This window comes from Salmonella sp. 2020_1395 (assembly GCF_043848115.1).
GTDB classification, from domain to species: Bacteria; Pseudomonadota; Gammaproteobacteria; order Enterobacterales; family Enterobacteriaceae; genus Salmonella; species Salmonella enterica.
In genome coordinates, this window is record NZ_JBCMFH010000007.1 from 200124 (window position 1) to 224130 (window position 24007).

Below are 24007 nucleotides of genomic sequence, written 5' to 3' on the forward strand. Positions count from 1 at the left end.
TCACTGCGGCAAGAATTACTTCTTAATGCGGATAACCGGAGTTTCACCCACGGTCACGCTACCGGACAGTTTGATCAGTTCTTTGATTTCATCCATGTTGGAGATAACAACCGGAGTCAGGGTAGACTTGGCTTTTTCTTCCAGCAACGGCAGATCGAACTCGATGACCGGATCGCCAACTTTCACGCGCTGACCTTCTTCAGCAATACGCTTGAAGCCTTCGCCTTTCAGCTCAACGGTGTCGATACCGAAGTGAACGAACAGCTCAATGCCGCTATCGGATTCGATAGAGAACGCATGGTTGGTTTCAAAGATTTTGCCGATGGTACCGTCAACAGGGGCGACCATTTTGTTACCGGTTGGTTTGATAGCGATGCCATCACCAACGATTTTTTCAGCAAAAACTACATCCGGCACGTCTTCGATGTTGACGATCTCGCCAGAGAGCGGGGCAACAATCTCAATAGTTCCGGTGTCTTTCTTATCATCAGAAACCAGAGATTTTAGTTTATCGAACAAACCCATGATCTTCTCCTAAGCAGTAAATTGGGCCGCATCTCGTGGATTAGCAGATTGTTTTTTCTTCAATGAACTTGTTAACCAGCGTCATTAACTCGTCCGTTGTCGGTTGAGCAAGAGCCTGCTCTGCTAACACCTTCGCATCTTCGAAGTTCGTGTTACGGATAATCTTCTTAATGCGCGGGATAGAAATGGCGCTCATAGAGAATTCGTCCAGACCCATCCCCAGCAACAGAAGTGTAGCACGTTCGTCGCCTGCAAGCTCACCACACATGCCAGTCCATTTACCTTCTGCATGAGAAGCATCAATAACTTGCTTGATCAAGTTCAGTACGGACGGTGACATTGGCTGGTAAAGGTGTGAAATCATATCATTACCACGGTCAACTGCCAGGGTGTACTGCGTTAAATCATTGGTGCCGATACTAAAGAAATCAACTTCTTTGGCTAAATGACGCGCAATTGTCGCCGCAGCCGGTGTTTCCACCATCACGCCAATCTCAATGCTTTCGTCAAATGCTTTACCTTCGTCACGCAGTTCCTGTTTGTAGATTTCAATCTCTTTGCGCAGCGCGCGAACTTCTTCAACAGAGATGATCATCGGGAACATAATGCGCAATTTACCGAAAGCGGAGGCACGCAGAATCGCGCGAACCTGGTCACGCAGGATCTCTTTGCGATCCATGGCGATACGCACGGCGCGCCAGCCCAGGAACGGGTTCTCTTCTTTCGGGAAGTTCATGTACGGCAGCTCTTTGTCGCCGCCAATGTCCATGGTACGGACGATAACCGCCTGCGAGCCGCACGCTTCAGCGACCGCTTTATAGGCGGCAAACTGCTCTTCTTCCGTCGGCAGCGCGTCGCGATCCATGAACAGGAATTCAGTACGATACAGACCAACGCCTTCCGCGCCGTTACGCTCAGCGCCTTCAACGTCGCGAACGGTACCGATGTTGGCGCAAACTTCAACCTGATGTCCATCCAGCGTGATTGCCGGCAGATCTTTCAGTTTTGCGAGTTCCGCTTTCTCGGTCGCAACCTGCTCCTGGACGGCGCGCAGTTGCTCAATAACATCGTTGGTCGGGTTGACGTAAACCTGGTTGTTTACGGCATCCAGAATCAGATAGTCGCCGTTTTTCACCTGAGAGGTGACGCTACCGGTACCTACGATCGCCGGCAGTTCCAGAGAACGCGCCATGATGGAGGTATGAGACGTACGTCCGCCCGCGTCGGTGATGAAGCCCAGCACTTTCTGCAGGTTCAGCTGTGCGGTTTCTGACGGCGTCAGGTCAGCGGCAACCAGGATAACTTCTTCCTGAATCGCGCTCAGATCGATAATGGCCAGACCCAGGATGTTGCGCAGCAGGCGCTTACCGATATCACGTACGTCAGCCGCACGCTCTTTCAGGTATTCGTCATCCAGTTCTTCCAGGGCAGTGGCCTGACCTTCGATAACTTCATGTGCGGCTGCGTCAGCCGTCATGTGCTTATCTTTAATCAGGGCTATGATTTCCTGCTCCAGCTCCTCATCTTCGAGCAGCATAATATGCCCTTCAAAGATGGCTTCTTTTTCTTCACCGAACGTTTCACCAGCTTTTGTCTTGATCGCTTCCAGTTGCGCAGATGCCTTGGCACGACCGCTCAGAAAACGTTCAACTTCCTGATCAACCTTGTCGGCAGAAATTTTTTTCCGGTCAATGACGATTTCGTCTTCTTTCAGCAGCAGTGCTTTGCCGAAAGCGATACCCGGGGATGCTAAAATGCCTGAAATCATAACCCTACCTTACTTGTGACTGATTTTTAAAAGAACCCGGAAAAAAACTTACTCGAGTTCCGCCATCAGTTTGACCAGATGTTCAACCGCTTTCTGCTCATCTTCACCTTCTGCGGAGATGGTGACGACGGTGCCTTGAGTCAGGCCCAGAGTCTGCAGTTTAAACAGGCTTTTCGCGCTGGCGCTTTTGCCGTTGGAAGTCACAGTAATCTCAGAAGTGAAGCCTTTTGCTTCTTTAACAAACTGAGCAGCAGGGCGGGTGTGCAGACCGTTCGGAGCGGTAATGGTAACTTCTTGCTGGAACATTGTATTTCCCCAACTTATAGGTTTAGTGTTGTGGAACTAAAGTCTAGCCTGGCGGCTCAACTTTAGCCTGTATTGTTAGCGCCGGCGTAAACGGGACGCGACACAAAAGGTGTTCTACGCAATCCGTTGCTGGCAACTTATGGCCGCTGACGTTTCGCTCGTCATTAAACATTATGCCGCGAAAGGAAGATTTGAACCAAATCATAAAATCGATTCAGCTAACGCTTTTCCTGTAACGATTAATTTCGCGCATCAAAATAATTAGTCTGGTTAAATACCAGTTCCGGCAGGGTGAATCAATGCCAGGTGAGGTGAAAGTTTGAAGCAGGCCACAAAAAAGCACCCAAAAAGGTGCTTTTTTACGCGTTTTTAACATGCTGGCATCACTGTTGCAGTTCTTTCTCAGTAAAGAGATCGGCGAACAACGCGGTGCTCAGATAACGCTCACCTGATGAGGGTAGGATAACCACAATATTCTTATTGGTAAAGCTTTCATCTTCCTGCAGCTTAAGCGCTGCAGCAACTGCGGCGCCGGAAGAAATTCCCGCCAGAATACCTTCCTCTTCCATCAGACGGCGCGCGGTAGAAATGGCTTCTTCATTGGTGATGCCAACCACTTTATCAATCAGTTTCAGATCCAGGTTGCCTGGGATGAAGCCTGCGCCGATGCCCTGAATTTTATGCGGGCCCGGTTTGATCTCTTCACCAGCCAGCGCCTGGGCGATAACCGGGGAGTCAGTGGGTTCTACCGCAACGGTGATAAGATCGGTTTTACCCTTCGTCCCTTTGATATAACGCGTGACGCCGGTTAACGTACCGCCAGTGCCGACGCCGGAGATAAACACATCCACCTGACCATCGGTGTCTTCCCAGATTTCCGGGCCGGTGGTTTTTTCATGGATTTCCGGGTTGGCAGGGTTGCTGAACTGCTGGAGCAGGAGATATTTTTGCGGATCGCTGGCGACAATTTCTTCGGCTTTCTGAATAGCGCCTTTCATCCCTTTCGCCCCTTCGGTCAGCACCAGATTCGCGCCTAATGCTTTGAGTAGCTTGCGGCGTTCAATGCTCATGGTTTCCGGCATGGTCAGGGTGAGTTTGTAACCGCGCGCGGCGGCGACATACGCCAGCGCAATACCGGTGTTGCCGCTGGTCGGCTCGACCAGTTCCACGCCAGGTTTCAGTACGCCACGCTTTTCGGCATCCCAAATCATATTGGCGCCGATACGGCACTTGACGCTGAAGCTCGGGTTGCGCGACTCCACCTTCGCCAGAATGCGTCCATTACCGATACGGTTCAGTCGAACCAGCGGCGTATGACCGATAGTCAGCGAGTTATCTTCATAAATCTTACTCATGGCCTGTCCTTAACTGTATGAAATTGGGATACCTTCCCAGCATACCTTCCAGCCAGATATGGGGAAGTAAGGATTTCGCATATCTATATGCTGATGGGAAATAATGGTTATCAGTATGGAATAAGAGACAGCATAAGCCATCTCTTATTTATACATTTTTACGTTATTTCCATAACGCGTGCTTAGCACGCCAGCAATCAACCCACATTGCCGTCGCGCCACAGACGGCGACAGGCATAATGAACAGGTTAAGCACCGGAATCATCGTAAAGAGGCTGGTGAGCGCGCCAAATTGCATATTCGCCACCTTCTGCGTGCGCAACGCGGCGCGCATCGTTTTAAACGGCACTTTGTGGTTATCAAACGGGTAGTCGCAATACTGGATCGCCAGCATCCAGGCGCTGAACAAAAACCACAGCACCGGCGCGATGGTTTGGCCAATGCCAGGAATAAAATAGAGAACCAGCAGCACGATAGCGCGCGGCAGATACCACGCCAGCTTTTGCCATTCACGTTTCATAATGCGCGGTACATCTTTCATGATGCCGAGTATGCCGGTATCTGGCGGCGTTGCGCCGGTTAACCGCGCCTCAAGCTGTTCGGCTAAAAGGCCGTTAAACGGCGCGGCGATCCAGTTGGCGAGGGTAGAGAAAAAATAGCCAAAGACCAGCAGAACAGAGATAACCGCAATCGGCCACAGCAGATAGCTCAGCCATTGCAGCCAGTCCGGCACATGACTCATCAACGAAGGTATCCAGGCGTCAAGCTGGGTAAACAGCCACCAAAATGCGCCGCCCATCAGCACAATGTTGACCAGCAAAGGTAAAATAACAAAGCGGCGGATTCCCGGTAGGGTGACTAACTTCCATCCTTGCGAGAAATAATAGACGCCGCTACGTGGTACGGTTGTGGATGATGAAACCATATTCAGGACATACTCCTTTTTCTTAAAGCCCTGGGTAAACGTGGGATATCTTACCCGGTTATCAGACGGTGGATAGTTCGGAAATGTTCGAAAAAACAGCAAAAAGCACATTTTCCTTCATCTTTATGCTGCGAAAGCCAACAGTACACTTGCACTTGACGTAATCGGCAAATACTCTTAGTGAGTAAATGTTTGCCGTGGTGGCAAGGTGTTAGAACAACAGAGAATATAATGATGCAGGATTTGCGTCTGATATTAATCATTGTTGGCGCGATCGCCATAATCGCTTTACTGGTACATGGTTTCTGGACCAGCCGTAAAGAACGATCTTCTATGTTCCGCGATCGTCCACTAAAACGCATGAAATCGAAACGCGACGACGACTCGTATGACGACGATGTCGAAGAAGACGAAGGCGTGGGTGAAGTTCGTGTTCACCGCGTAAATCATGCCCCCGGCCAGTCGCAGGAGCATGATGCCCCTCGTCAGTCGCCGCAACACCAGTACCAGCCGCCTTATGCGTCTGCGCAACCGCGTCCAGCGGCGCCGCCGCAGCCGCAAGCGCCGATGCAACAGCCGGTTCAGCAACCGGTCCAACCTGCGTCTCAGCCTCAGCAGGTTCAGCCATCTGCGCCGCCGGTACAGCCGCCGCAACAGCAGTCTGCACCGCCGTCGCAAGCGCCGCAGCCTGTTGCGCAGCCCGCGCCGCCGCCATCAGCGCAAACCTTCCAGCCTGCGGAACCTGTGGTTGAGGCGGAACCGGTAGTGGAAGAAGCGCCGGTTGTGGAAAAACCGCAGCGTAAAGAGGCGGTCATCATTATGAACGTCGCGGCCCATCATGGCAGCGAGCTTAATGGTGAAGTGTTACTGAACAGTATTCAGCAGTCAGGCTTTAAATTTGGCGATATGAATATTTTCCATCGTCATTTGAGCCCGGACGGCAGCGGCCCGGCCTTGTTCAGTCTCGCGAATATGGTCAATCCGGGAACGTTCGATCCTGAAATGACGGACTTCACTACGCCTGGCGTCACTATCTTTATGCAGGTACCGTCTTACGGCGATGCGCTGCAGAATTTCAAGCTGATGCTGCAATCCGCGCAGCATATCGCTGATGAGGTCGGTGGCGTCGTGCTGGATGACCAGCGTCGGATGATGACGCCGCAGAAACTGCGCGAATATCAGGACCGCATCCGCGAGGTGATGGACGCTAACGCCTGAGGTTAACGCAGGTGTGACATTTTTAACGTAACCCCCGCCTGTCGGGGGTTTTTTATCATTGATGGTGTGATATGGAACCAATCGAACAACAACTGACAGAACTGCGAACCACGCTTCGCCATCATGAATATCTGTATCATGTGATGGATGCGCCAGAGATTCCCGACGCCGAATATGACCGCCTGATGCGGGAACTGCGAGAGCTGGAGGCGCAACGTCCGGACCTTATCACGCCGGATTCGCCCACGCAGCGCGTTGGCGCGGCGCCGCTGACGGCATTCAACCAGATTCGCCATGAAGTACCGATGCTGTCGCTCGATAACGTATTTGATGAAGAAAGCTTCCTGGCGTTTAACAAGCGAGTGCAGGATCGTCTAAAAAGCACGGAAAATGTCATCTGGTGCTGCGAGCTAAAACTGGATGGCCTGGCGGTCAGCATTCTGTATGAAAACGGCGTGCTGGTGAGCGCTGCGACGCGTGGCGACGGCACCACCGGTGAAGATATCACTTCAAACGTGCGCACGATTCGCGCCATTCCTTTAAAGCTGCACGGCGATAACATTCCGGCGCGTCTTGAAGTTCGCGGAGAGGTATTTTTACCGCAGGCCGGGTTCGAAAAGATCAATGAAGACGCGCGCCGTACTGGCGGCAAAGTGTTTGCTAACCCGCGTAACGCGGCGGCGGGCTCGCTGCGTCAGCTCGATCCGCGTATTACGGCGAAGCGACCACTAACATTTTTCTGCTACGGCGTCGGTATTCTGGAAGGCGGCGAGTTGCCGGATACGCATCTGGGACGTTTGCTGCAATTTAAAGCGTGGGGGTTACCGGTCAGCGATCGCGTGACGCTGTGCGATTCTCCCCAGGCGGTACTGGATTTTTATCGCAACGTCGAAAAAGATCGCCCCACGCTCGGTTTTGATATCGACGGCGTGGTGATTAAGGTCAACTCGCTGGCTTTGCAGGAACAGCTGGGCTTTGTGGCCCGCGCGCCGCGCTGGGCGGTGGCGTTTAAATTTCCTGCTCAGGAGCAGATGACTTTTGTGCGCGACGTTGAGTTTCAGGTCGGGCGCACCGGGGCGATTACGCCGGTGGCGCGTCTGGAACCGGTTCAGGTGGCTGGTGTGCTGGTCAGCAATGCCACGTTGCATAATGCCGATGAAATTGAGCGGCTTGGCTTGCGCATTGGCGATAAGGTGGTTATCCGTCGGGCAGGAGATGTGATCCCTCAGGTGGTCAACGTGGTTCTGTCCGAACGCCCTGAAGAGACGCGTCCGATTGTGTTTCCAACGCACTGTCCGGTGTGCGGATCGGACGTAGAGCGCGTTGAAGGCGAAGCCGTTACCCGTTGTACCGGCGGGCTGATTTGCGGCGCGCAGCGTAAAGAGTCGCTGAAACATTTTGTGTCGCGCCGGGCGATGGATGTAGACGGGATGGGCGATAAGATCATCGACCAACTGGTGGAAAGGGAGTATGTCCATACGCCAGCGGATCTGTTCCGTCTGACGGCGGGTAAACTGACCGGCCTGGACCGAATGGGGCCAAAGTCCGCGCAAAATGTTGTTAACGCGCTGGAAAAAGCCAAAGCGACGACCTTTGCGCGTTTTCTCTATGCGCTGGGCATCCGTGAAGTGGGTGAAGCGACGGCGGCGGGGCTGGCGGCTTATTTCGGCACGCTGGAGGCGCTACAGGCCGCCACCATTGACGAGTTGCAGAAAGTACCTGACGTGGGGATTGTGGTCGCTACGCACGTCTTTAACTTTTTTGCCGAAGAGAGTAATCGTGACGTGATTGGGCAGCTACTGGCGGAAGGGGTTCACTGGCCCGCGCCGGTAGTCATTAATGTGCAAGAGATCGATAGCCCGTTTGCCGGTAAAACCGTGGTACTAACCGGTAGCCTGAGCCAGATGTCCCGCGATGACGCTAAAGCGCGTTTAGTGGCGCTTGGCGCGAAAGTGGCAGGCAGCGTATCGAAGAAAACCGATCTGGTGATTGCCGGTGAAGCCGCGGGTTCCAAACTTGCCAAAGCGCAGGAACTGGGTATTACCGTGATTGATGAAGCGGAAATGATCCGCTTACTGGATGCCTGAGATGGAAAAAGAGCAGCTGGTTGAAATCGCCAACACCGTGATGCCGTTCGGCAAATATCAGGGACGTCGATTGATCGACCTTCCGGAAGAGTATTTGCTGTGGTTTGCCCGTAAAGATCAATTTCCGGCGGGTAAACTGGGGGAGTTGATGCAAATCACGCTGCTGATTAAAACCGAGGGGCTGACGCAACTGGTGCAGCCCCTGAAACGCCCGCTTTAAGCTTTCGCGGCGCGGCTTTCCTGCTGCGCCTGTAACTTCTCGGTCTGGCGTTTGTAGCGCCGCGCCAGCCCTGCGCAGACCATCAGTTGGATCTGGTGGAAGATCATCAGCGGTAATACCATCATACCCAGCACTGACGTCGGAAACAGAATATTGGCCATCGGGATCCCATTGGCCAGGCTTTTTTTCGAACCGCAGAAAACAATAGTGATTTCGTCGGCTTTATTGAAGCCGCATTTACGGGCGACAAAGACGTTAATGGCGATGACGATCGCCAACAGTATGAGGCTGACCACGACGATAAACAGCAGCGATCCCCAGCCGACTTTGTGCCAGATGCCGTTGACCACCGCTTCGCTGAACGCCGAGTAGACCACCAGCAAAATAGAGGTCTGATCTGTTTTCGCGATCCACTTTTTGTTGCGCGCGACCCAGTTGCCGATCCACGGGCGAGACAGGTGTCCCAGCACAAAAGGCAGCAGCAGTTGCAGCATAATTTTGCCCACCTCTTCCAGACTGCCCTGCGCGCCATGAATATTCATTACCAGACCGACCAGCAGCGGCGACAGGAAAATGCCCAGCAGACTGGACGCAGACGCTGAGCACACCGCGGCCGCGACGTTACCGCCCGCGAGTGAAGTAAATGCAATCGCCGACTGCACGGTGGCGGGCAAAATGCACAGATACAGAAAGCCGCTGTAGAGCATAGGGTCGACATTGACAGGCGCCCACCAGGCAAACAGTACGCCGAGGACAGGAAAGAGCACAAAAGTGCTGCACATGACCCACAGATGCAACCGCCAGTGGCTGCCGCCAGCGATGATCGCTTCACGTGAAAGCTTCGCGCCATGCATAAAAAACAGCAGAGCGATGGCCGCTGTCGTAATGCCTTCAACGACAGGCACAAAGCCGCCTTCCGCCGGGAAAAAAGAGGCCAGTAGTACCACGGTGATAAGTGTCAGCGTGAAAGGGTCAAGGATACGAAAAAGTTTCATAAAAACTCCTGAAAGTCGGTGCAGCTATTTTGCGTTTTTCGCTTTGAGAAATAAAATTGATTTATTGCATCTATATATGAATCTAGTCGATGAACTATTCACTGCGTCAACTGCGGATTTTTATTACCGTCGCCCAGGCCAAAAGTTTTAGTCGGGCAGGGGACAGGATTGGACTGAGCCAGTCTGCGGTCAGTCATAGCGTAAAAGAGCTGGAGCGGCAAACCGGCGTCAGACTGCTGGATCGCACTACGCGTGAGGTGGTGCTGACCGAGGCGGGGCAACAACTGGCGACGCGTCTGGAGCGGGTGCTTGATGAACTGAACAGCATACTGCGCGATGCAGGCAGAGTAGGGACACAATTAACCGGCACCGTGCGCGTTGCCGCGAGCCAAACCATTTCTGCGCATCTTATTCCGCAATGCATTGCCCAAAGTAATTCACTTTATCCCGCTATTGATTTTGTATTGCACGATCGTCCGCAGCAGTGGGTGCTGGAGAGCATCCGCCAGGGTGAAGTGGATTTTGGCATCGTTATCGATCCCGGCGCAGCGGTGGATTTACAGTGTGAAGCCATCTTATCAGAGCCTTTTTTACTGTTGTGTCGCCAGGATCATCCGCTGGCGCATCAGGAATGGGTAAGCTGGCAGGATCTTAAACAGGCCTCGCTGGTCTTACAGGATTATGCTTCCGGCAGTCGACCGCTGATTGATGCGGCGCTGGCCCATTTTGCTATTGAGGCGGATATCGTGCAGGAGATTGGTCACCCGGCCACGCTGTTTCCAATGGTGGAAGCGGGAATCGGCATCAGCGTGCTGCCCGCGCTGGCGTTACCGCTCCCGCAGGGCAGCCACTTACAGGTTAAACGGCTGACGCCCGTAGTTGAAAGGCAGCTCATGCTGGCGCGGCGAAAAAACCGATCGCTCTCCACGGCGGCGCAGGCGTTGTGGGACGTGGTGCGTACTCAGGCCAGCGAATTAACCGCCGCGAGGGCGAAAGATCCGCTGTATCAGCTATAAATATCTATCTGTCCGTGTGTGAGGTGCGGTCTTGCCCTGCCATTTTTGACAGGGCAGTGTGTTAAAACAGGTATTTGATGGAATAAATAATGCCATCCTGCAGGAAGGATTCTCCTAACTTATTATCAGCGTAACGATATTGTACTCCTGCGGTCAGGTGAGGAGTCGCATTCCACCACAGCGCTACTGCGCCATTAATGCCATCTTTCCCGCCATTGCCCGCAGCGTAGGACGCATCGCGGTCAAACTCATACTCATTCCAGTTCGTTACGCTGAATTTCTCACTACCCAACGAGAAGCTATAGCCGGCCACCCAACCTAATACATAACCATTATCGCCTGTGTAGTAGGTCTGATCGGTATAACGTTTGGCAAAGAAGGGTTTAAACCAGTAACCGTTACCTGTGAAGTTATAGCCTAAACCATAGAGAAACATGTCATCATGGAAATTAGCGCGATGAGGTGAACCGTACGTCCCGTAGGCATGGAGATAGAGGTTTAATCCTGTATCGCCCAGATAAATACGGTTGGTATTTTTAAAGGTGTAACGCTGTTCGCTGCCTGGTTTAGCGTGGCGGCCATTGTAAAAATTTTCCCAGTCGAAGAACCCGTACATTTCTCCCCAGCTAAAATTCGCTCCGCCTTCCAGTTCCAGGTATCCAAAATCATCTTTATGGGATTTTTTACTGGTTTTTTCCGTGGTGTCTGATGTCCAGTCGAGGTAATGGAGGCCGATATCGGCGAACCCGCCTTTAAATTCCGCATGGGTGAGTGCGGGAATAATGAGTAAAGAAGAAAGCGTCAGAGTAAGAATTTTTTTCATAGCATATTTCCCTATGCCGATAATTATTAATGGGTTAATTAAAAAGAGGCAATTTATAAATATGAAAGCGGCATATTGTTAATATGAAGTGCAAGCAAAAACCAATACTGTTTTCCCTCTGTATTAATACAGAAGCGATCTAAATCTATCGATATTAAATGGCTATTGATGACACGTGAAAAGTGTATTGGTCAGCAAGGGGCGATGGTCGTTATAAAAAGGAGTCAAATTAAATCCGATAGAACAAGGAAACTTATGCCTCACGCTCTTTTTTCTCATAATCCTGAGTATTGTATTGATATTATTCATGCACATAAACCGGCATTTACCCCGCGAGTCGCGTTTATTTTAGGCTCCGGGTTGGGTGCTCTGGCGGATCAAATCGAAGATGCGGTAGCCATTTCTTACGAGAAATTGCCGGGATTTCCCGTCAGCACCGTACACGGCCATGCTGGTGAACTGGTGCTCGGCCATCTGGCGGGTGTTCCGGTGGCCTGTATGAAAGGCCGCGGACATTTTTATGAAGGGCGTGGAATGGCGGTGATGACCGATGCCATTCGCACGTTGAAATTACTGGGCTGTGAAGTGTTGTTCTGCACCAATGCGGCAGGATCTCTGCGTCCGGAAGTGGGGCCGGGTAGCCTGGTTGCGCTTAGCGATCACATTAATACGATGCCCGGTACGCCGATGGTGGGGCCAAACGATGATCGTTATGGCGATCGCTTCTTCTCGCTGGCTAATGCTTATGACGCAGATTATCGCGCCATGCTTCAGTCCGTTGCGGCAGAGGAGGGATTCCCCCTCACTGAAGGCGTATTTGTTTCTTATCCGGGTCCGAACTTCGAAACGGCGGCAGAAATCCGCATGATGCAGATTATTGGCGGCGATGTGGTCGGAATGTCCGTTGTCCCTGAGGTGATTAGCGCACGTCATTGTGGCCTCAAAGTTGTTGCCGTCTCAGCGATCACCAATCTGGCGGAAGGGTTAGGCGATGTAAAACTCTCCCATGCGCAAACGCTGGCGGCGGCTGAACTTTCCCGGCAGAACTTTATCAATCTGATTTGCGGCTTTTTACGTAAGCTGGCCTAAACACAATGACTACGGCCCCGTATTGGGGCTTTATCTCACGGCAAGGAATAAAAAATGGGTATTACGTCCCGCTTAAAAGTCATGTCGTTCTTGCAATATTTTATCTGGGGGAGCTGGCTGGTTACCCTGGGCTCTTACATGATCAACACTCTGGATTTTACCGGCGCGAATGTCGGTATGGTCTACAGCTCAAAAGGACTGGCAGCGATTATCATGCCGGGCATTATGGGGATCATTGCTGATAAATGGCTGCGCGCTGAGCGAGCCTATATGCTTTGCCATCTGGTTTGCGCGGGGGCGTTATTATACGCCACCACCGTTACCGATCCCCAGACGATGTTTTGGGTGATGTTGGTTAATGCGATGGCGTATATGCCAACGATTGCATTATCCAATAGCGTTTCGTACTCCTGTCTGGCGAAAGCAGGTCAGGATCCGGTAACGTCATTTCCGCCTGTGCGCGTTTTCGGCACAATAGGCTTTATTGTTGCGATGTGGACGGTGAGCCTGATGGGGCTGGAACTGAGCAGTGCGCAATTATACATCGCTTCTGGCGCATCGTTATTGCTGGCCCTGTATGCGCTGACGTTACCGAAAATTCCGGTAGCCGAGAAGAAGGCGAACACCACGCTTGTCAGTAAGCTCGGACTGGATGCTTTTGTTCTGTTTAAAAATCCACGCATGGCAATCTTCTTTTTGTTTGCGATGATGTTGGGGGCGGTGCTGCAAATTACCAATGTCTTCGGTAATCCATTCCTGCATGATTTTGCCCGTAATCCTGAGTTTGCCGACAGCTTTGTGGTGAAGTATCCCTCTATCTTGCTTTCAGTTTCGCAGATGGCGGAAGTGGGCTTTATCCTCACCATTCCGTTTTTCCTTAAACGCTTTGGTATTAAAACAGTAATGCTGATGAGCATGCTGGCGTGGACGCTGCGTTTCGGCTTCTTTGCCTTTGGCGATCCATCCCCGTTTGGCTTTGTGCTACTGCTGCTGTCGATGATTGTTTATGGCTGCGCATTTGATTTCTTCAACATCTCAGGGTCAGTATTTGTAGAGCAGGAGGTGGACTCAAGTATTCGCGCCAGCGCGCAGGGGCTATTTATGACCATGGTTAACGGCGTGGGGGCGTGGATTGGGTCTCTTTTAAGCGGTATGGCCGTGGATTATTTTTCTATTGATGGTGTAAAAGATTGGCAAACCATTTGGCTGGTTTTTGCCGCCTACGCTCTGGCATTGGCCGTTATTTTTGCATTGTTCTTTAAATATCAGCACCATCCAGAAAAACTGTCGACCAAATCATTAGCACATTAATTTTATTTGACTGGCGAGAGGATGTTCGCCAGTCCATTTTTATGAACAAGGACACAGCATGAAAGAAATTATTCTCTCCTCCGGTATTGGATTTGGTATTGGCGCATTTTTTACTTTATGCCGAATACCTATTCCTGCACCAAATGTTTTACCCGGGGTTTTATCTATTGTATTTATGTATATTGGGTATCTTGTCGTTAAATCTATTTTTTACTAAGTAATATGGTAAATTCCAGACGTTATCCTTTATTGCTGGAGTGCGATAGTGATGGAACGAGCCCATCGTATTGATCTAAAGCTATTACGTTATTTCCTCGCTGTTGCAGAAGAATTGCATTTTGGCCGGGCTGCTGCCCGGTTAAATATGTCACAACCTCCCTTGAGTATCCATATCAAAGAACTTGAACAGCAACTGGGTACATTGCTGTTTATTCGTCATTCCCGCAGCGTTGCATTAACCCATGCCGGGAAAGTTTTAATGGAGGAGTCACGTCGCTTGTTAGCCAATGCAAATCAGGCGCTGGCGCGAGTGGAGCAGATTGGTCGCGGTGAAGCGGGGCGCATTGAACTGGGTGTGGTTGGTACGGCGCTGTGGGGAAGAATGCGTCCTGCGATGCGTCACTTTTTGAAAGTAAATCCCAATGTTGAAGTACTTTTTCGCGAAAAGTCTCCAGGTATGCAAATGGCGTTGTTAGAGCGTCGGGAACTTGATGCAGGGATCTGGCGTATGGCTATCGAACCGGCAGTCGGTTTTACCAGCATACGTTTGCATGAATCTGCATTCATGGTTGCAGTTCCGGAAGATCACGATCTGGCATCCAGAGATTCTGTGCCGCTGGCGGCGTTGCGCAATGAATATTTTGTTACGTTGCCTTCCGTACATTCTGATTGGGGATTTTTACAACGTGTATGCCAACAGGCGGGTTTCTCGCCAATGATTATTCGGGAAGTGGTTGAGCCGCAAACGGTGTTGGCGATGATCAGTATGGGGATCGGGATTACGTTGATGGCTGATGGCTATGCGCAAATGAGCTGGCCGGGTGTGGTGTTCCGTCCGTTAGAGGAACGTATTCCGGCGGATTTGTATATTGTGTATGACCAGCAGCAGGCAACGCCAGCACTGGAGAAACTGGTGGCGGCGTTGACGGTATGATGTCTGTGCCGGATGGCGACTAACGTCTTATCCGGCCTACGCGTGCGGTGTCGTCTGTGCCGGATGGCGATTAACGTCTTATCCGGCCTACGCGTGCGGTGTCGTCTGTGCCGGATGGCGACTAACGTCTTATCCGGTCTACGCGTGTGGTGTCGTCTGTAGGCCTGATAAGCGCAGCGCATCAGGCAAGACCCGAACCTGCTGCAGGTTCGAATCTTCCATATCGCAGATAGCAAAAAAGCGCCTTTAGGGCGCTTTTTTACATTGGTGGGTCGTGCAGGATTCGAACCTGCGACCAATTGATTAAAAGTCAACTGCTCTACCAACTGAGCTAACGACCCGAAGTGGTGGGTGATGACGGGATCGAACCGCCGACCCCCTCCTTGTAAGGGAGGTGCTCTCCCAGCTGAGCTAATCACCCACTTCGGTACTTCACAATAAGAAATTTAGCTGGCGAGAAAGTGGTGGGTGATGACGGGATCGAACCGCCGACCCCCTCCTTGTAAGGGAGGTGCTCTCCCAGCTGAGCTAATCACCCACTTCTCAATTTCTTATCTACACGGCGGAGACTACATAAAGTAGTTGGTGGGTGATGACGGGATCGAACCGCCGACCCCCTCCTTGTAAGGGAGGTGCTCTCCCAGCTGAGCTAATCACCCCCGCTGTGTGGAGTCGCATTATAGGGAGAGTTGAAAATGAGTCAACGCATTTTCTAAAGTTTTTGTTTGTTCGTCGTAAAATTAAACAAAACGATCGTGAATTACCCCGCACTGCATGATTTCTATACGGAAATAGCAAAGCGCAGCGTTCTGACCGGATCAACATTGAGGAATCAAGCCACAGTGATAGAATACAAGGCTATTCATCTTTCCAGGATTTGCCGGTTGTCGGCATCTTTATAAACGTAAGGCCATTTCATGAAAATCAAAACTCGCTTCGCGCCTAGCCCGACAGGTTATCTGCACGTCGGCGGCGCGCGTACTGCTCTTTATTCCTGGCTTTTCGCACGTCACCACGGCGGTGAATTCGTGCTGCGTATTGAAGACACCGATCTTGAGCGTTCCACGCCGGAAGCCATTGAAGCCATCATGGATGGTATGAACTGGCTGAACCTGGAATGGGACGAAGGCCCATATTTCCAGACCAAACGTTTTGATCGCTATAACGCGGTGATTGACGAGATGCTGGAGGCGGGAACAGCCTATAAATGCTACTGCTCTAAAGAGCGTCTGGAGCAACTGCGTGAAGATCAGATGGCGAAAGGCGAGAAGCCGCGTTATGACGGGCGTTGCCGTCACAGCCACGAACATCATGCCGACGATGAGCCATGCGTGGTGCGCTTTGCCAACCCGCAGGACGGTTCCGTTATTTTTGATGATCAGATCCGTGGCCCGATCGAATTCAGCAATCAGGAGCTGGACGATCTGATCATTCGTCGTACCGATGGTTCGCCGACCTACAACTTCTGTGTGGTGGTGGACGACTGGGATATGGAAATTACCCATGTGATTCGTGGCGAAGACCATATCAACAATACTCCGCGCCAGATTAACATTCTGAAAGCGTTAAACGCGCCGGTGCCGATGTACGCGCATGTGTCGATGATTAACGGCGACGACGGTAAAAAGCTGTCTAAACGTCACGGTGCGGTGAGCGTGATGCAGTATCGCGATGACGGTTATCTGCCGGAAGCGTTGCTGAACTATCTGGTGCGTCTGGGCTGGTCCAGCGGCGATCAGGAAATCTTCACCCGCGAAGAGATGATCAAGCTGTTCTCCCTCGGTGCGGTGAGCAAGTCTGCGAGCGCGTTCAACACCGATAAACTGCTGTGGCTGAACCACCACTATATCAATACGCTGGCGCCGGAATATGTGGCGACGCATTTGCAGTGGCATATCGAGCAGGAAAATATCGACACCCGTAACGGCCCGCAGCTTGCTGAACTGGTGAAACTGCTGGGCGAGCGCTGCAAAACTCTGAAAGAGATGGCGCAGAGCTGCCGCTACTTCTATGAAGACTTCAGCGAGTTTGACGCCGATGCGGCGAAAAAACACCTCCGCCCGGTGGCGCGTCAGCCGCTGGAAGTGGTGCGCGACAAGCTGTCGGCGATTACGGACTGGTCAGCAGAAAACGTCCACCACGCGATTCAGGCCACGGCGGATGAGCTGGAAGTGGGGATGGGTAAAGTAGGGATGCCGCTGCGTGTGGCTGTGACCGGTGCCGGGCAGTCGCCTGCGCTGGATGTCACCGTACATGCGATTGGTAAAACCCGCAGCATTGAGCGTATCAACAAAGCGCTGGGCTTTATCGCCGAGCGTGAAAGTCAGCAGTAACGCCAGCTGAAACAGAATAAACGGCAGGGCAGACGCCTGCCGTTTATTATTTGTTAGTCCGCCTCATTGATACCTAAACGCGTCAGAAATCCGCGAATACCTTCCCGTGATAAAAACAGCGCCAGTTTTTCCTGTTCCTGAGCAGACATATTTTCAACGGCATCAATAATTTGTCGATAAGCGTGACTGTGCGCCGCGTTCGCATATTCTGCGAAAGCCTCTTCCGCCTGATAAAACGCAGGCAGTTTGCGAAAAGCCGGAATATTGAGAATAAACTCCCGCACGCTGGCATCAATATGGATGAGTCTTGCGCGTCCGCCTTTGACGCCGGGAAATTTTTCGGTTTTCCAGTGTTGTTCTCTGATCCAGCGATTGACGGTTTGTCTGGCCACGCCGAGGCATTCAGCCAGCTCTTCAGTGGTCATTTTACTGCGTAATCTTTTCATATTATTTGCTATCGCGTATCCCTAAGCGTTGTAACAAACCGGTAATCCCTTCACGCACGAGGAGAGAGGTAAACTGTTTCTGCTCGGATGAGGTCATCTCTTTGGCGAGCGTCATAAGCAGCGCTTCAAGCGATGCGTTGCTGGCAGGCGTAAATGTGTCTGCGTGATGGTCAACTGAACGTTCAGCGCTGCGGATATATTCACGAACCTGTTCGTTTACATGAACCAGACGGGCTTTACCGCCCTGGACGCCAGGTTTGGGCGATGTTGCCCAGCCTTCTTTCCGTACCCATTTATTGATGGTTTGTCGGCTGTAACCGGTGAGATTAGCGAGTTCTTCTGGCGTCATCCGTTCCTTGAACATAACGATTCCCTGAATAGTCGTGGGGTTAATTAGTGGTTCATTTTATAGCACCATTTTAGTCGAAACCGTGACGTGTTTAACTACTGAATGCGAGTTGTGCCGCAATGTCCTTTATTTGAATGCTTTTTCAGCGATTGAATTCGGCAAGTTCATTTTGCCGTTGACACATGCCTAGGGAATTCATATGATGCCGCCCGTCAACTCGACAAGCTTTACGTAGTGGGGCTATAGCTCAGCTGGGAGAGCGCTTGCATGGCATGCAAGAGGTCAGCGGTTCGATCCCGCTTAGCTCCACCAAATTTACTCCCGATAAATTTGGCGTATACGTAAAAGCACTATGGGGCTATAGCTCAGCTGGGAGAGCGCTTGCATGGCATGCAAGAGGTCAGCGGTTCGATCCCGCTTAGCTCCACCAATATTCGAACCCTCGCTGAAAAGCGGGGGTTTTTGCTTTTTGTCACAAAATTTATGGCCTCTGATCTGCTCTTCAGGTGCGTTTGTTTGCCGCTGCTTTTGCGGTCAATATGAGCTTTTGTTAGATTGCTTCATAATGCGAATATACTTATTATTCATGCGCCTTATATAATGATGTGAGCATTAAAGCAATGCCGGATAAGTGTAACGTATTAAAAAATATAAAAATATTCTTACTGGCCTTCTGCCTGACCGTTCCGGCTATTCTGCTATCTCGTCTCATTTCTCCCCGCGCCACAATTGATTCCAGCTATATCTTTCTGGCCTGGCTACCGCTCTGCGTCATGTTTTCCGTGCTGTTTTTATTTGGCCGCCGTGGCGTCGCGCCGATGGTAGGCGGAATGATGTTGACTAATGAATGGAATTTTCATTTACCTCTGCCACAGGCGATGGTGCTGCTATTTTGCCAGACGTTTCCCGTGTTGCTGGTTTGCGCTATCGTACGCTGGCAGCTGGGCGCGCGCTGGCGCTACGGAATACCCAACCAAGGCATCTGGCTACGCGTTTTCTGGTTAGGGTTAATGACGCCGTTTGGCATAAAAATCAGTATGCATCTGGCGGGGCACTACCTGGCTTTCCCGGTGACAATCTCTACCTTCTTTGGCACCGGCACCGCTATTTTCTCGATTGTTGATTTATTGAGTCTGATTTCTGCCGCGCTTATTTTTACCCTCTTTTTCTATTATCCGCTGCGGATGATAGTCAGCCCGCACTATATGCGTATTTTCTGGCGGAGGGATGTCGCTCCTTATCTCGCCAAAGAAAAACGCCTGTTTACGCTTCTCTGGTTTGCCACTCTGGCGACGCTATTAGCGGTGCTGTGTACGCCTTTCGAGACAAAGTATATTGCTGGCTATCTGGTGCCAGTTCTGTTTATTGGATTTACCATCGGCGTGGGGAAAATCAGCTATCCGCTGTTGAATTTTAGTTGGGCTCTCACTGCGCTATTCCTGCTTAGCTATAACCGCAATTTTCTGCAGGGCGTGGGCTCAGAATATTCGCTGGCATTTATCCTTTCAGTTCTCATTTCTTTTAGTATTTGTTTGTTGTACATGGCGCGGATTAATCAACGCAGCGAATGGTTGAATCGACAATGGCACTCGCAGGCATTGACCGATCCGTTGACGCAACTGCCTAACCTGCGTGCGCTGGAACAATTTCTTTTACAGGATGCCGGGCAAAGCGTGTGTTATCTACGCATGGAAAACCTGGAATTTCTGAGCCGTCATTACGGTATGCAGATGCGCGTGCATTGCGAACGCGAGGTGTTTCGCGTGTTGCAGCCGCTGCTGCTGGAAAAGGAGAAAATTTTCCATCTGCCGGGCAGTGAATTATTGCTGGTATTGACGGGACCGGAGACGGAAGCCCGCCTGCAATATATGCTCAACGTGCTTAATAACCGCAAAATTTACTGGAACAATACCGGTCTGGACATGGAATACGGCGCATCGTGGGGAACATTCGATGGTCGCCAGGAAACCTTGCAACCGCTGTTGGGGCAATTAAGCTGGCTGGCGGAGCAATCCTGCTCGCACCGTCGGGTGCTTGCGCTGACCCAGAGTATTGAAGCCGCTTCCGGGCAGACGACGGAACGGGTGCTGCGGTTGCAGAAAATCCGTCAGGCGCTGGAGCGCGGCGCGCTGGTTTTGTATGCGCAACCCATTCGCGACGCGCAGGGAAAAGGGTATGACGAGATTCTGACGCGGCTTCGGTGCGACGACGGTATCATGATGCCCAATCAGTTCATTCCGCTTATCGCCCAGTTTAACCTGAGCGTACGGTTTGATATGCAGGTGATGGAAGCGCTATTGCAATGGCTGTCCGCACATCCTTCGGCGGAGCAGGGGGCGCGTTTTTCGGTTAATTTGATGCCGCTGACGCTGCTGCAAAAAGAGACGGCGTCGCGCATTATGCAGCTTTTTAAACGCTATGGCGTCCCGCCTGCTTCGGTCATCATCGAAATTACTGAAGAACAGGCCTTCTCTCATTCCGAAATCAGTATGCACAATATCAACCAGTTGCGTAAGTTTGGCCTAAAAATCGCCATTGATGATTTCGGCACCGGCTATGCAAACTATGAACGGCTAAAACGCCTCAAGGCGGACATCATTAAAATCGACGGCTGTTTCGTAAAAGATATTCTGACGGACTCCCTGGATGCGATGATCGTGAAATCCATCACTGATTTAGCGAAAGCGAAATCGTTGAGCGTCGTGGCTGAGTTTGTTGAAACGCCTGCGCAGCGCGATCTGCTATTGCAGCTTGGCGTACATAGTTTGCAGGGATATCTGATTGGCCGCCCGCGCCCGTTAGGCAAATAAGCGGCATAAAAAAACCGGGGATAGCTCCCCGGTTTCTACATTAAACGCAGACTTACAGTACCAGCGCCGCGATAGAGGCGGACAGTACGCTCACCAGCGTAGAACCGTAAACCAGTTTCAGACCAAAACGGGAAACCACGTTGCCTTGCTCTTCGTTCAGGCCTTTAATCGCGCCCGCAATAATACCGATGGAAGAGAAGTTCGCGAAGGACACCAGGAAGACGGAGATAATGCCTTCAGCGCGTGGAGAGAGGGTAGAGGCGATTTTCTGCAGATCCATCATCGCCACGAATTCGTTGGAAACCAGTTTGGTCGCCATGATACTTCCTACCTGCAGCGCTTCACTGGACGGTACACCCATTACCCATGCGACCGGGTAGAAGATGTAACCCAGAATGCCCTGGAAGGAGATGCTGTAGCCGAACCAACCGGTAACCGTTGCGAACAGCGCGTTCAGCGCCGCGATCAGCGCGATGAAGCCGATCAGCATCGCCGCGACGATAATCGCCACTTTAAAACCTGCCAGAATGTACTCGCCCAGCATTTCGAAGAAACTTTGGCCTTCATGCAGGTTCGACATCTGAATATTTTCTTCGCTGGCATCAACGACATAGGGGTTGATCAGCGACAGAACGATAAAGGTGCTGAACATATTCAGAACCAGCGCTGCGACCACATATTTAGGGTCCAGCATGGTCATATACGCGCCCACAATAGACATGGAAACGGTCGACATCGCCGTTGCAGCCATGGTGTACATGCGGTTACGGGACATTTTGCCGAGGATATCTTTATAAGCGATAAAGTTCTCAGACTGACCGAGGATCAGCGAGCTGACGGCGTTAAAAGATTCCAGTTTGCCCATACCGTTTACTTTGGACAGCAGGAAACCAATAGCGCGGATGACCACTGGCAGAACACGGATATGCTGGAGAATACCGATCAACGCGGAAATAAAGACGATCGGGCACAATACTTTCAGGAAGAAGAACGCCAAACCTTGATCGTTCATACTGCCGAAGACGAAGTTTGTCCCTTCGTTGGCAAATCCGAGCAGTTTTTCAAACATCTCGGAGAAACCTTTTACGAAGCCAAGGCCAACATCAGAGTTCAGGAAGAACCAGGCCAGTAGCACTTCGATAACAAGTAACTGAATGACATAACGAATGCGAATTTTTTTACGGTCACTGCTAACCAGCAGTGCGAGTACCGCAACAACGGCAAGCGCCAGGACAAAATGAAGGACGCGGTCCATATTTGCTCCAAATATGAGGCAGGTTTAATTTTCGTGCACATTCTATGCAACAGCCGTAAAGAAAACGAGATCCAACACACACTATAATAAGGACCTGTGACGAGATTCAAAATTAGTGATCTGTAATACACTTTTACTGTACTGAATATGAAAATGAAAAGTTATATCAGTGTGCTAATCTTGTAATGTTAAGCCAAACTGTTCTGATACAGGTCGTCATCGTATCGGTCTATCGTTTCACACTATCAAAGTAATCACCCGTACCCATTGAAATGCACTTGATAATCATTATCAATAAACATAGCATGAAACATAGCAAAGGCTATGTTTTTGAGGCAAAAGATGACTGACAATCGCGTAGAGAATAGCAGCGGACGGGCGGCGCGCAAGCTAAGGCTCGCATTAATGGGACCTGCGTTCATTGCCGCGATTGGTTATATCGATCCCGGTAACTTCGCGACCAATATTCAGGCCGGCGCCAGCTTTGGCTACCAGCTACTCTGGGTGGTGGTCTGGGCGAACCTGATGGCGATGCTGATTCAAATCCTCTCGGCAAAACTCGGAATCGCCACGGGCAAGAACCTGGCGGAGCAAATTCGCGACCATTATCCGCGCCCGGTAGTCTGGTTTTACTGGGTACAGGCGGAAATCATCGCGATGGCCACCGATTTAGCTGAATTTATCGGCGCGGCAATAGGTTTTAAGCTGATCCTGGGCGTCTCTTTATTACAGGGCGCGGTATTGACCGGTATCGCGACGTTTCTGATTTTAATGTTACAACGCCGCGGTCAAAAACCGCTTGAAAAAGTCATCGGCGGTTTACTGCTTTTTGTCGCCGCTGCTTACATTGTGGAGCTGTTTTTCTCTCAGCCTGATATGGCGCAGCTCGGCAAAGGAATGGTTATCCCGGCGCTACCGAACCCGGAAGCCGTATTCTTAGCCGCCGGCGTGCTTGGCGCGACGATTATGCCGCACGTGATTTATCTGCACTCGTCATTAACACAGCATCTGCACGGCGGAACGCGGCAACAACGGTACTCAGCAACGAAATGGGATGTCGCTATTGCTATGACGATTGCCGGTTTTGTCAATCTGGCAATGATGGCGACCGCCGCGGCGGCGTTTCATTTTAGCGGCCACACCGGCATCGCCGACCTCGATCAGGCATACCTGACGCTGGAACCGTTACTAAGCCATGCGGCGGCAACGGTGTTTGGTCTTAGTCTGGTAGCGGCAGGGCTTTCCTCCACTGTGGTAGGGACTCTGGCGGGGCAGGTGGTGATGCAAGGGTTTGTCCGTTTTCACATTCCGCTGTGGGTACGGCGCACCATTACCATGCTGCCCTCATTTATTGTGATTTTGATGGGGCTGGACCCTACCCGAATTCTGGTGATGAGTCAGGTGCTGCTGAGTTTTGGTATTGCGCTGGCGCTGGTGCCGCTCCTGATTTTCACCAGTAACGCTACGCTAATGGGCGAGCTGGTGAACACGCGGCGGGTAAAACAGATTGGCTGGATAATTGTCGTGCTGGTCGTCGCCCTGAATATCTGGTTGCTGGTTGGAACGGTGATGGGATTGTCATAAAGACAGAAAGATAGCAGGCCCGATGCGTGGGCGTCATCGGGCTGTTATTCAGCAGGAGGCTTAGTGATGATGTTTGTGACCCCGGCCTCGCCCGCGATGATCGTCGCGATCGCGCCAGCCTTCCCGATAACCGCGTTCATACGCTTTACGCTTATCCCAGCCGCGATGATAGCCGTTGTCATGGCGCCACCAGCGATTTTTACGCCATTCATAATGGTTGTGCCAGTAATCACGGTCGCGCCAGCGACCACCGTCCCAGTAGTTACCGTAATCATCGCGATCGCCAATCTGTAATTTTATTGAGGGCAACAGGGTGATTTCGCCCGCATTCGCGGCAAGCGGTGTAAAAGCCAGCAAGGCTGCCGCCAGAATCAGTGACCTGAACATACTTTCTCTCCTTCACGATCGAGCCGTCGCCGGCCTGTTAATGCAATATTAC

Annotated in this window: 22 protein-coding genes and 6 tRNA genes; 13 read left to right on the plus strand and 15 right to left on the minus strand. The window is 51.4% G+C overall.

The annotated features are described in order from the left end of the window. Nucleotides 1–15: 15 nt before the first annotated feature. From crr to cysZ, 5 genes are all read right to left on the minus strand, one after another. On the minus strand, nt 16–525 hold the full coding sequence (crr, locus tag ACH0WD_RS13560) for a PTS glucose transporter subunit IIA (protein WP_000522253.1): 510 nt from the start codon (nt 523–525) through the stop codon (nt 16–18). A 40-nt stretch (nt 526–565) separates the two neighbouring features. Then, nucleotides 566–2293, minus strand: a complete 1728-nt coding sequence (gene ptsI / locus ACH0WD_RS13565; RefSeq protein ID WP_000623118.1) for a phosphoenolpyruvate-protein phosphotransferase PtsI — start codon at nt 2291–2293, stop codon at nt 566–568. A 48-nt stretch (nt 2294–2341) separates the two neighbouring features. Next, a complete protein-coding gene (gene ptsH / locus ACH0WD_RS13570; RefSeq protein WP_000487600.1) occupies nt 2342–2599 on the minus strand; it encodes a phosphocarrier protein Hpr in 258 nt (85 codons plus the stop codon). Between the two features lie 383 nt (nt 2600–2982). Continuing rightward, nucleotides 2983–3954 (minus strand): cysteine synthase A, encoded by a 972-nt coding sequence (gene cysK, locus ACH0WD_RS13575; protein WP_000036904.1) that lies wholly within the window; start codon nt 3952–3954, stop codon nt 2983–2985. Nucleotides 3955–4117: 163 nt separating this feature from the next. Then, nucleotides 4118–4879, minus strand: a complete 762-nt coding sequence (gene cysZ, locus ACH0WD_RS13580; RefSeq protein WP_000255008.1) for a sulfate transporter CysZ — start codon at nt 4877–4879, stop codon at nt 4118–4120. A gap of 231 nt (nt 4880–5110) precedes the next feature. On the opposite strand from cysZ, the gene zipA reads away from it, so the two are divergent. From zipA to ACH0WD_RS13595, 3 genes are all read left to right on the plus strand, one after another. Further along, complete coding sequence (gene zipA, locus ACH0WD_RS13585; RefSeq protein ID WP_000983134.1) at nt 5111–6097, plus strand: cell division protein ZipA; 987 nt, start codon at nt 5111–5113, stop codon at nt 6095–6097. Between the two features lie 71 nt (nt 6098–6168). Next, nucleotides 6169–8184, plus strand: a complete 2016-nt coding sequence (gene ligA / locus ACH0WD_RS13590) for an NAD-dependent DNA ligase LigA (protein ID WP_000433280.1) — start codon at nt 6169–6171, stop codon at nt 8182–8184. Between the two features lies 1 nt (nt 8185). After that, nucleotides 8186–8404 carry a DUF3820 family protein gene (locus tag ACH0WD_RS13595; RefSeq protein ID WP_001519708.1) on the plus strand — a complete coding sequence of 73 codons (219 nt, stop codon included), beginning with the start codon at nt 8186–8188 and terminating at the stop codon, nt 8402–8404. Here ACH0WD_RS13595 and ACH0WD_RS13600 read toward each other — a convergent pair. Beyond that, nucleotides 8401–9399: a bile acid:sodium symporter family protein gene (locus ACH0WD_RS13600; protein WP_000765569.1), complete on the minus strand. Its 999-nt coding sequence runs from the start codon at nt 9397–9399 to the stop codon at nt 8401–8403. The two genes, ACH0WD_RS13595 and ACH0WD_RS13600, sit on opposite strands and share 4 nt — an antisense overlap. An 89-nt stretch (nt 9400–9488) precedes the next feature. On the opposite strand from ACH0WD_RS13600, the gene ACH0WD_RS13605 reads away from it, so the two are divergent. Then, entirely contained in the window at nt 9489–10415 is a 927-nt protein-coding gene (locus ACH0WD_RS13605) for a LysR family transcriptional regulator (RefSeq protein ID WP_001109831.1), read from the plus strand. A 61-nt stretch (nt 10416–10476) separates the two neighbouring features. On the opposite strand, the gene ACH0WD_RS13610 is transcribed toward ACH0WD_RS13605, so the two are convergent. Beyond that, entirely contained in the window at nt 10477–11238 is a 762-nt protein-coding gene (locus tag ACH0WD_RS13610) for an outer membrane protein (RefSeq protein WP_000722926.1), read from the minus strand. 255 nt (nt 11239–11493) lie between these two features. On the opposite strand from ACH0WD_RS13610, the gene xapA reads away from it, so the two are divergent. Genes xapA through ACH0WD_RS13630 form a run of 4 tightly spaced genes read left to right on the plus strand, consistent with a single transcriptional unit; the run spans nt 11494 to nt 14791 of the window. Continuing rightward, nucleotides 11494–12327, plus strand: coding sequence for a xanthosine phosphorylase (gene xapA / locus ACH0WD_RS13615; RefSeq protein ID WP_001119748.1), 834 nt, complete (start codon nt 11494–11496; stop codon nt 12325–12327). A gap of 54 nt (nt 12328–12381) precedes the next feature. After that, a complete protein-coding gene (locus ACH0WD_RS13620; protein ID WP_000513243.1) occupies nt 12382–13638 on the plus strand; it encodes a nucleoside permease in 1257 nt (418 codons plus the stop codon). A 58-nt stretch (nt 13639–13696) separates the two neighbouring features. Continuing rightward, nucleotides 13697–13855 (plus strand): XapX domain-containing protein, encoded by a 159-nt coding sequence (locus ACH0WD_RS13625; protein WP_000658727.1) that lies wholly within the window; start codon nt 13697–13699, stop codon nt 13853–13855. Between the two features lie 51 nt (nt 13856–13906). Then, complete coding sequence (locus ACH0WD_RS13630; RefSeq protein WP_000438888.1) at nt 13907–14791, plus strand: LysR family transcriptional regulator; 885 nt, start codon at nt 13907–13909, stop codon at nt 14789–14791. A gap of 265 nt (nt 14792–15056) precedes the next feature. Here the strand turns inward: ACH0WD_RS13630 and ACH0WD_RS13635 are convergent. The 4 genes from ACH0WD_RS13635 to ACH0WD_RS13650 form a co-directional block, all read right to left on the minus strand. Then, a tRNA-Lys gene (locus tag ACH0WD_RS13635) sits at nt 15057–15132 on the minus strand. A gap of 4 nt (nt 15133–15136) precedes the next feature. Then, nucleotides 15137–15212: transfer RNA gene (locus ACH0WD_RS13640), tRNA-Val, on the minus strand. A 41-nt stretch (nt 15213–15253) separates the two neighbouring features. Continuing rightward, nucleotides 15254–15329 (minus strand) — tRNA-Val (locus tag ACH0WD_RS13645). A gap of 45 nt (nt 15330–15374) precedes the next feature. Beyond that, nucleotides 15375–15450 (minus strand) — tRNA-Val (locus ACH0WD_RS13650). Between the two features lie 258 nt (nt 15451–15708). Between ACH0WD_RS13650 and gltX the strand changes: the two genes are divergently transcribed. Next, entirely contained in the window at nt 15709–17124 is a 1416-nt protein-coding gene (gene gltX, locus ACH0WD_RS13655) for a glutamate--tRNA ligase (protein WP_000695623.1), read from the plus strand. Nucleotides 17125–17177: 53 nt separating this feature from the next. Here the strand turns inward: gltX and ACH0WD_RS13660 are convergent, their stop codons facing one another. Continuing rightward, a complete protein-coding gene (locus ACH0WD_RS13660; protein ID WP_000826514.1) occupies nt 17178–17570 on the minus strand; it encodes a YfeC-like transcriptional regulator in 393 nt (130 codons plus the stop codon). A gap of 1 nt (nt 17571) precedes the next feature. Continuing rightward, nucleotides 17572–17934: a YfeC-like transcriptional regulator gene (locus tag ACH0WD_RS13665; protein WP_000472034.1), complete on the minus strand. Its 363-nt coding sequence runs from the start codon at nt 17932–17934 to the stop codon at nt 17572–17574. Between the two features lie 221 nt (nt 17935–18155). Here ACH0WD_RS13665 and ACH0WD_RS13670 point away from each other — a divergent pair. The 3 genes from ACH0WD_RS13670 (at nt 18156) to ACH0WD_RS13680 (ending at nt 20729) form a co-directional block, all read left to right on the plus strand. After that, nucleotides 18156–18231, plus strand: a tRNA-Ala gene (locus ACH0WD_RS13670). A 42-nt stretch (nt 18232–18273) separates the two neighbouring features. Continuing rightward, nucleotides 18274–18349 (plus strand) — tRNA-Ala (locus tag ACH0WD_RS13675). A 190-nt stretch (nt 18350–18539) separates the two neighbouring features. Beyond that, nucleotides 18540–20729, plus strand: coding sequence for a sensor domain-containing phosphodiesterase (locus ACH0WD_RS13680; RefSeq protein ID WP_001112948.1), 2190 nt, complete (start codon nt 18540–18542; stop codon nt 20727–20729). Nucleotides 20730–20781: 52 nt separating this feature from the next. Here the strand turns inward: ACH0WD_RS13680 and nupC are convergent, their stop codons facing one another. Next, nucleotides 20782–21984 (minus strand): nucleoside permease NupC, encoded by a 1203-nt coding sequence (gene nupC, locus ACH0WD_RS13685; protein ID WP_000376347.1) that lies wholly within the window; start codon nt 21982–21984, stop codon nt 20782–20784. A 342-nt stretch (nt 21985–22326) separates the two neighbouring features. Between nupC and ACH0WD_RS13690 the strand changes: the two genes are divergently transcribed. Next, a complete protein-coding gene (locus ACH0WD_RS13690) occupies nt 22327–23568 on the plus strand; it encodes an Nramp family divalent metal transporter (protein WP_000131734.1) in 1242 nt (413 codons plus the stop codon). Between the two features lie 60 nt (nt 23569–23628). Here the strand turns inward: ACH0WD_RS13690 and ypeC are convergent, their stop codons facing one another. Next, nucleotides 23629–23955: a DUF2502 domain-containing protein YpeC gene (ypeC, locus tag ACH0WD_RS13695; protein ID WP_000490091.1), complete on the minus strand. Its 327-nt coding sequence runs from the start codon at nt 23953–23955 to the stop codon at nt 23629–23631. Between the last annotated feature and the right edge of the window lie 52 nt (nt 23956–24007).

Bases quoted from the DNA above. Each gene is read 5' to 3' on its own strand.
- xapA (WP_001119748.1), top strand. From the start codon at position 11,494: ATGCCTCACGCTCTTTTTTCTCATAATCCTGAGTATTGTATTGATATT.
- nupC (WP_000376347.1), bottom strand. From the start codon at position 21,984: ATGGACCGCGTCCTTCATTTTGTCCTGGCGCTTGCCGTTGTTGCGGTA.
- ACH0WD_RS13605 (WP_001109831.1), top strand. From the start codon at position 9,489: ATGAACTATTCACTGCGTCAACTGCGGATTTTTATTACCGTCGCCCAG.
- ptsI (WP_000623118.1), bottom strand. From the start codon at position 2,293: ATGATTTCAGGCATTTTAGCATCCCCGGGTATCGCTTTCGGCAAAGCA.
- ACH0WD_RS13630 (WP_000438888.1), top strand. From the start codon at position 13,907: ATGGAACGAGCCCATCGTATTGATCTAAAGCTATTACGTTATTTCCTC.
- ACH0WD_RS13595 (WP_001519708.1), top strand. From the start codon at position 8,186: ATGGAAAAAGAGCAGCTGGTTGAAATCGCCAACACCGTGATGCCGTTC.
- zipA (WP_000983134.1), top strand. From the start codon at position 5,111: ATGATGCAGGATTTGCGTCTGATATTAATCATTGTTGGCGCGATCGCC.
- cysZ (WP_000255008.1), bottom strand. From the start codon at position 4,879: ATGGTTTCATCATCCACAACCGTACCACGTAGCGGCGTCTATTATTTC.
- crr (WP_000522253.1), bottom strand. From the start codon at position 525: ATGGGTTTGTTCGATAAACTAAAATCTCTGGTTTCTGATGATAAGAAA.
- ACH0WD_RS13600 (WP_000765569.1), bottom strand. From the start codon at position 9,399: ATGAAACTTTTTCGTATCCTTGACCCTTTCACGCTGACACTTATCACC.
- ACH0WD_RS13625 (WP_000658727.1), top strand. From the start codon at position 13,697: ATGAAAGAAATTATTCTCTCCTCCGGTATTGGATTTGGTATTGGCGCA.
- ACH0WD_RS13610 (WP_000722926.1), bottom strand. From the start codon at position 11,238: ATGAAAAAAATTCTTACTCTGACGCTTTCTTCTTTACTCATTATTCCC.
- ptsH (WP_000487600.1), bottom strand. From the start codon at position 2,599: ATGTTCCAGCAAGAAGTTACCATTACCGCTCCGAACGGTCTGCACACC.
- gltX (WP_000695623.1), top strand. From the start codon at position 15,709: ATGAAAATCAAAACTCGCTTCGCGCCTAGCCCGACAGGTTATCTGCAC.
- cysK (WP_000036904.1), bottom strand. From the start codon at position 3,954: ATGAGTAAGATTTATGAAGATAACTCGCTGACTATCGGTCATACGCCG.
- ACH0WD_RS13660 (WP_000826514.1), bottom strand. From the start codon at position 17,570: ATGAAAAGATTACGCAGTAAAATGACCACTGAAGAGCTGGCTGAATGC.
- ligA (WP_000433280.1), top strand. From the start codon at position 6,169: ATGGAACCAATCGAACAACAACTGACAGAACTGCGAACCACGCTTCGC.
- ACH0WD_RS13690 (WP_000131734.1), top strand. From the start codon at position 22,327: ATGACTGACAATCGCGTAGAGAATAGCAGCGGACGGGCGGCGCGCAAG.
- ACH0WD_RS13680 (WP_001112948.1), top strand. From the start codon at position 18,540: ATGCCGGATAAGTGTAACGTATTAAAAAATATAAAAATATTCTTACTG.
- ACH0WD_RS13665 (WP_000472034.1), bottom strand. From the start codon at position 17,934: ATGTTCAAGGAACGGATGACGCCAGAAGAACTCGCTAATCTCACCGGT.
- ACH0WD_RS13620 (WP_000513243.1), top strand. From the start codon at position 12,382: ATGGGTATTACGTCCCGCTTAAAAGTCATGTCGTTCTTGCAATATTTT.
- ypeC (WP_000490091.1), bottom strand. From the start codon at position 23,955: ATGTTCAGGTCACTGATTCTGGCGGCAGCCTTGCTGGCTTTTACACCG.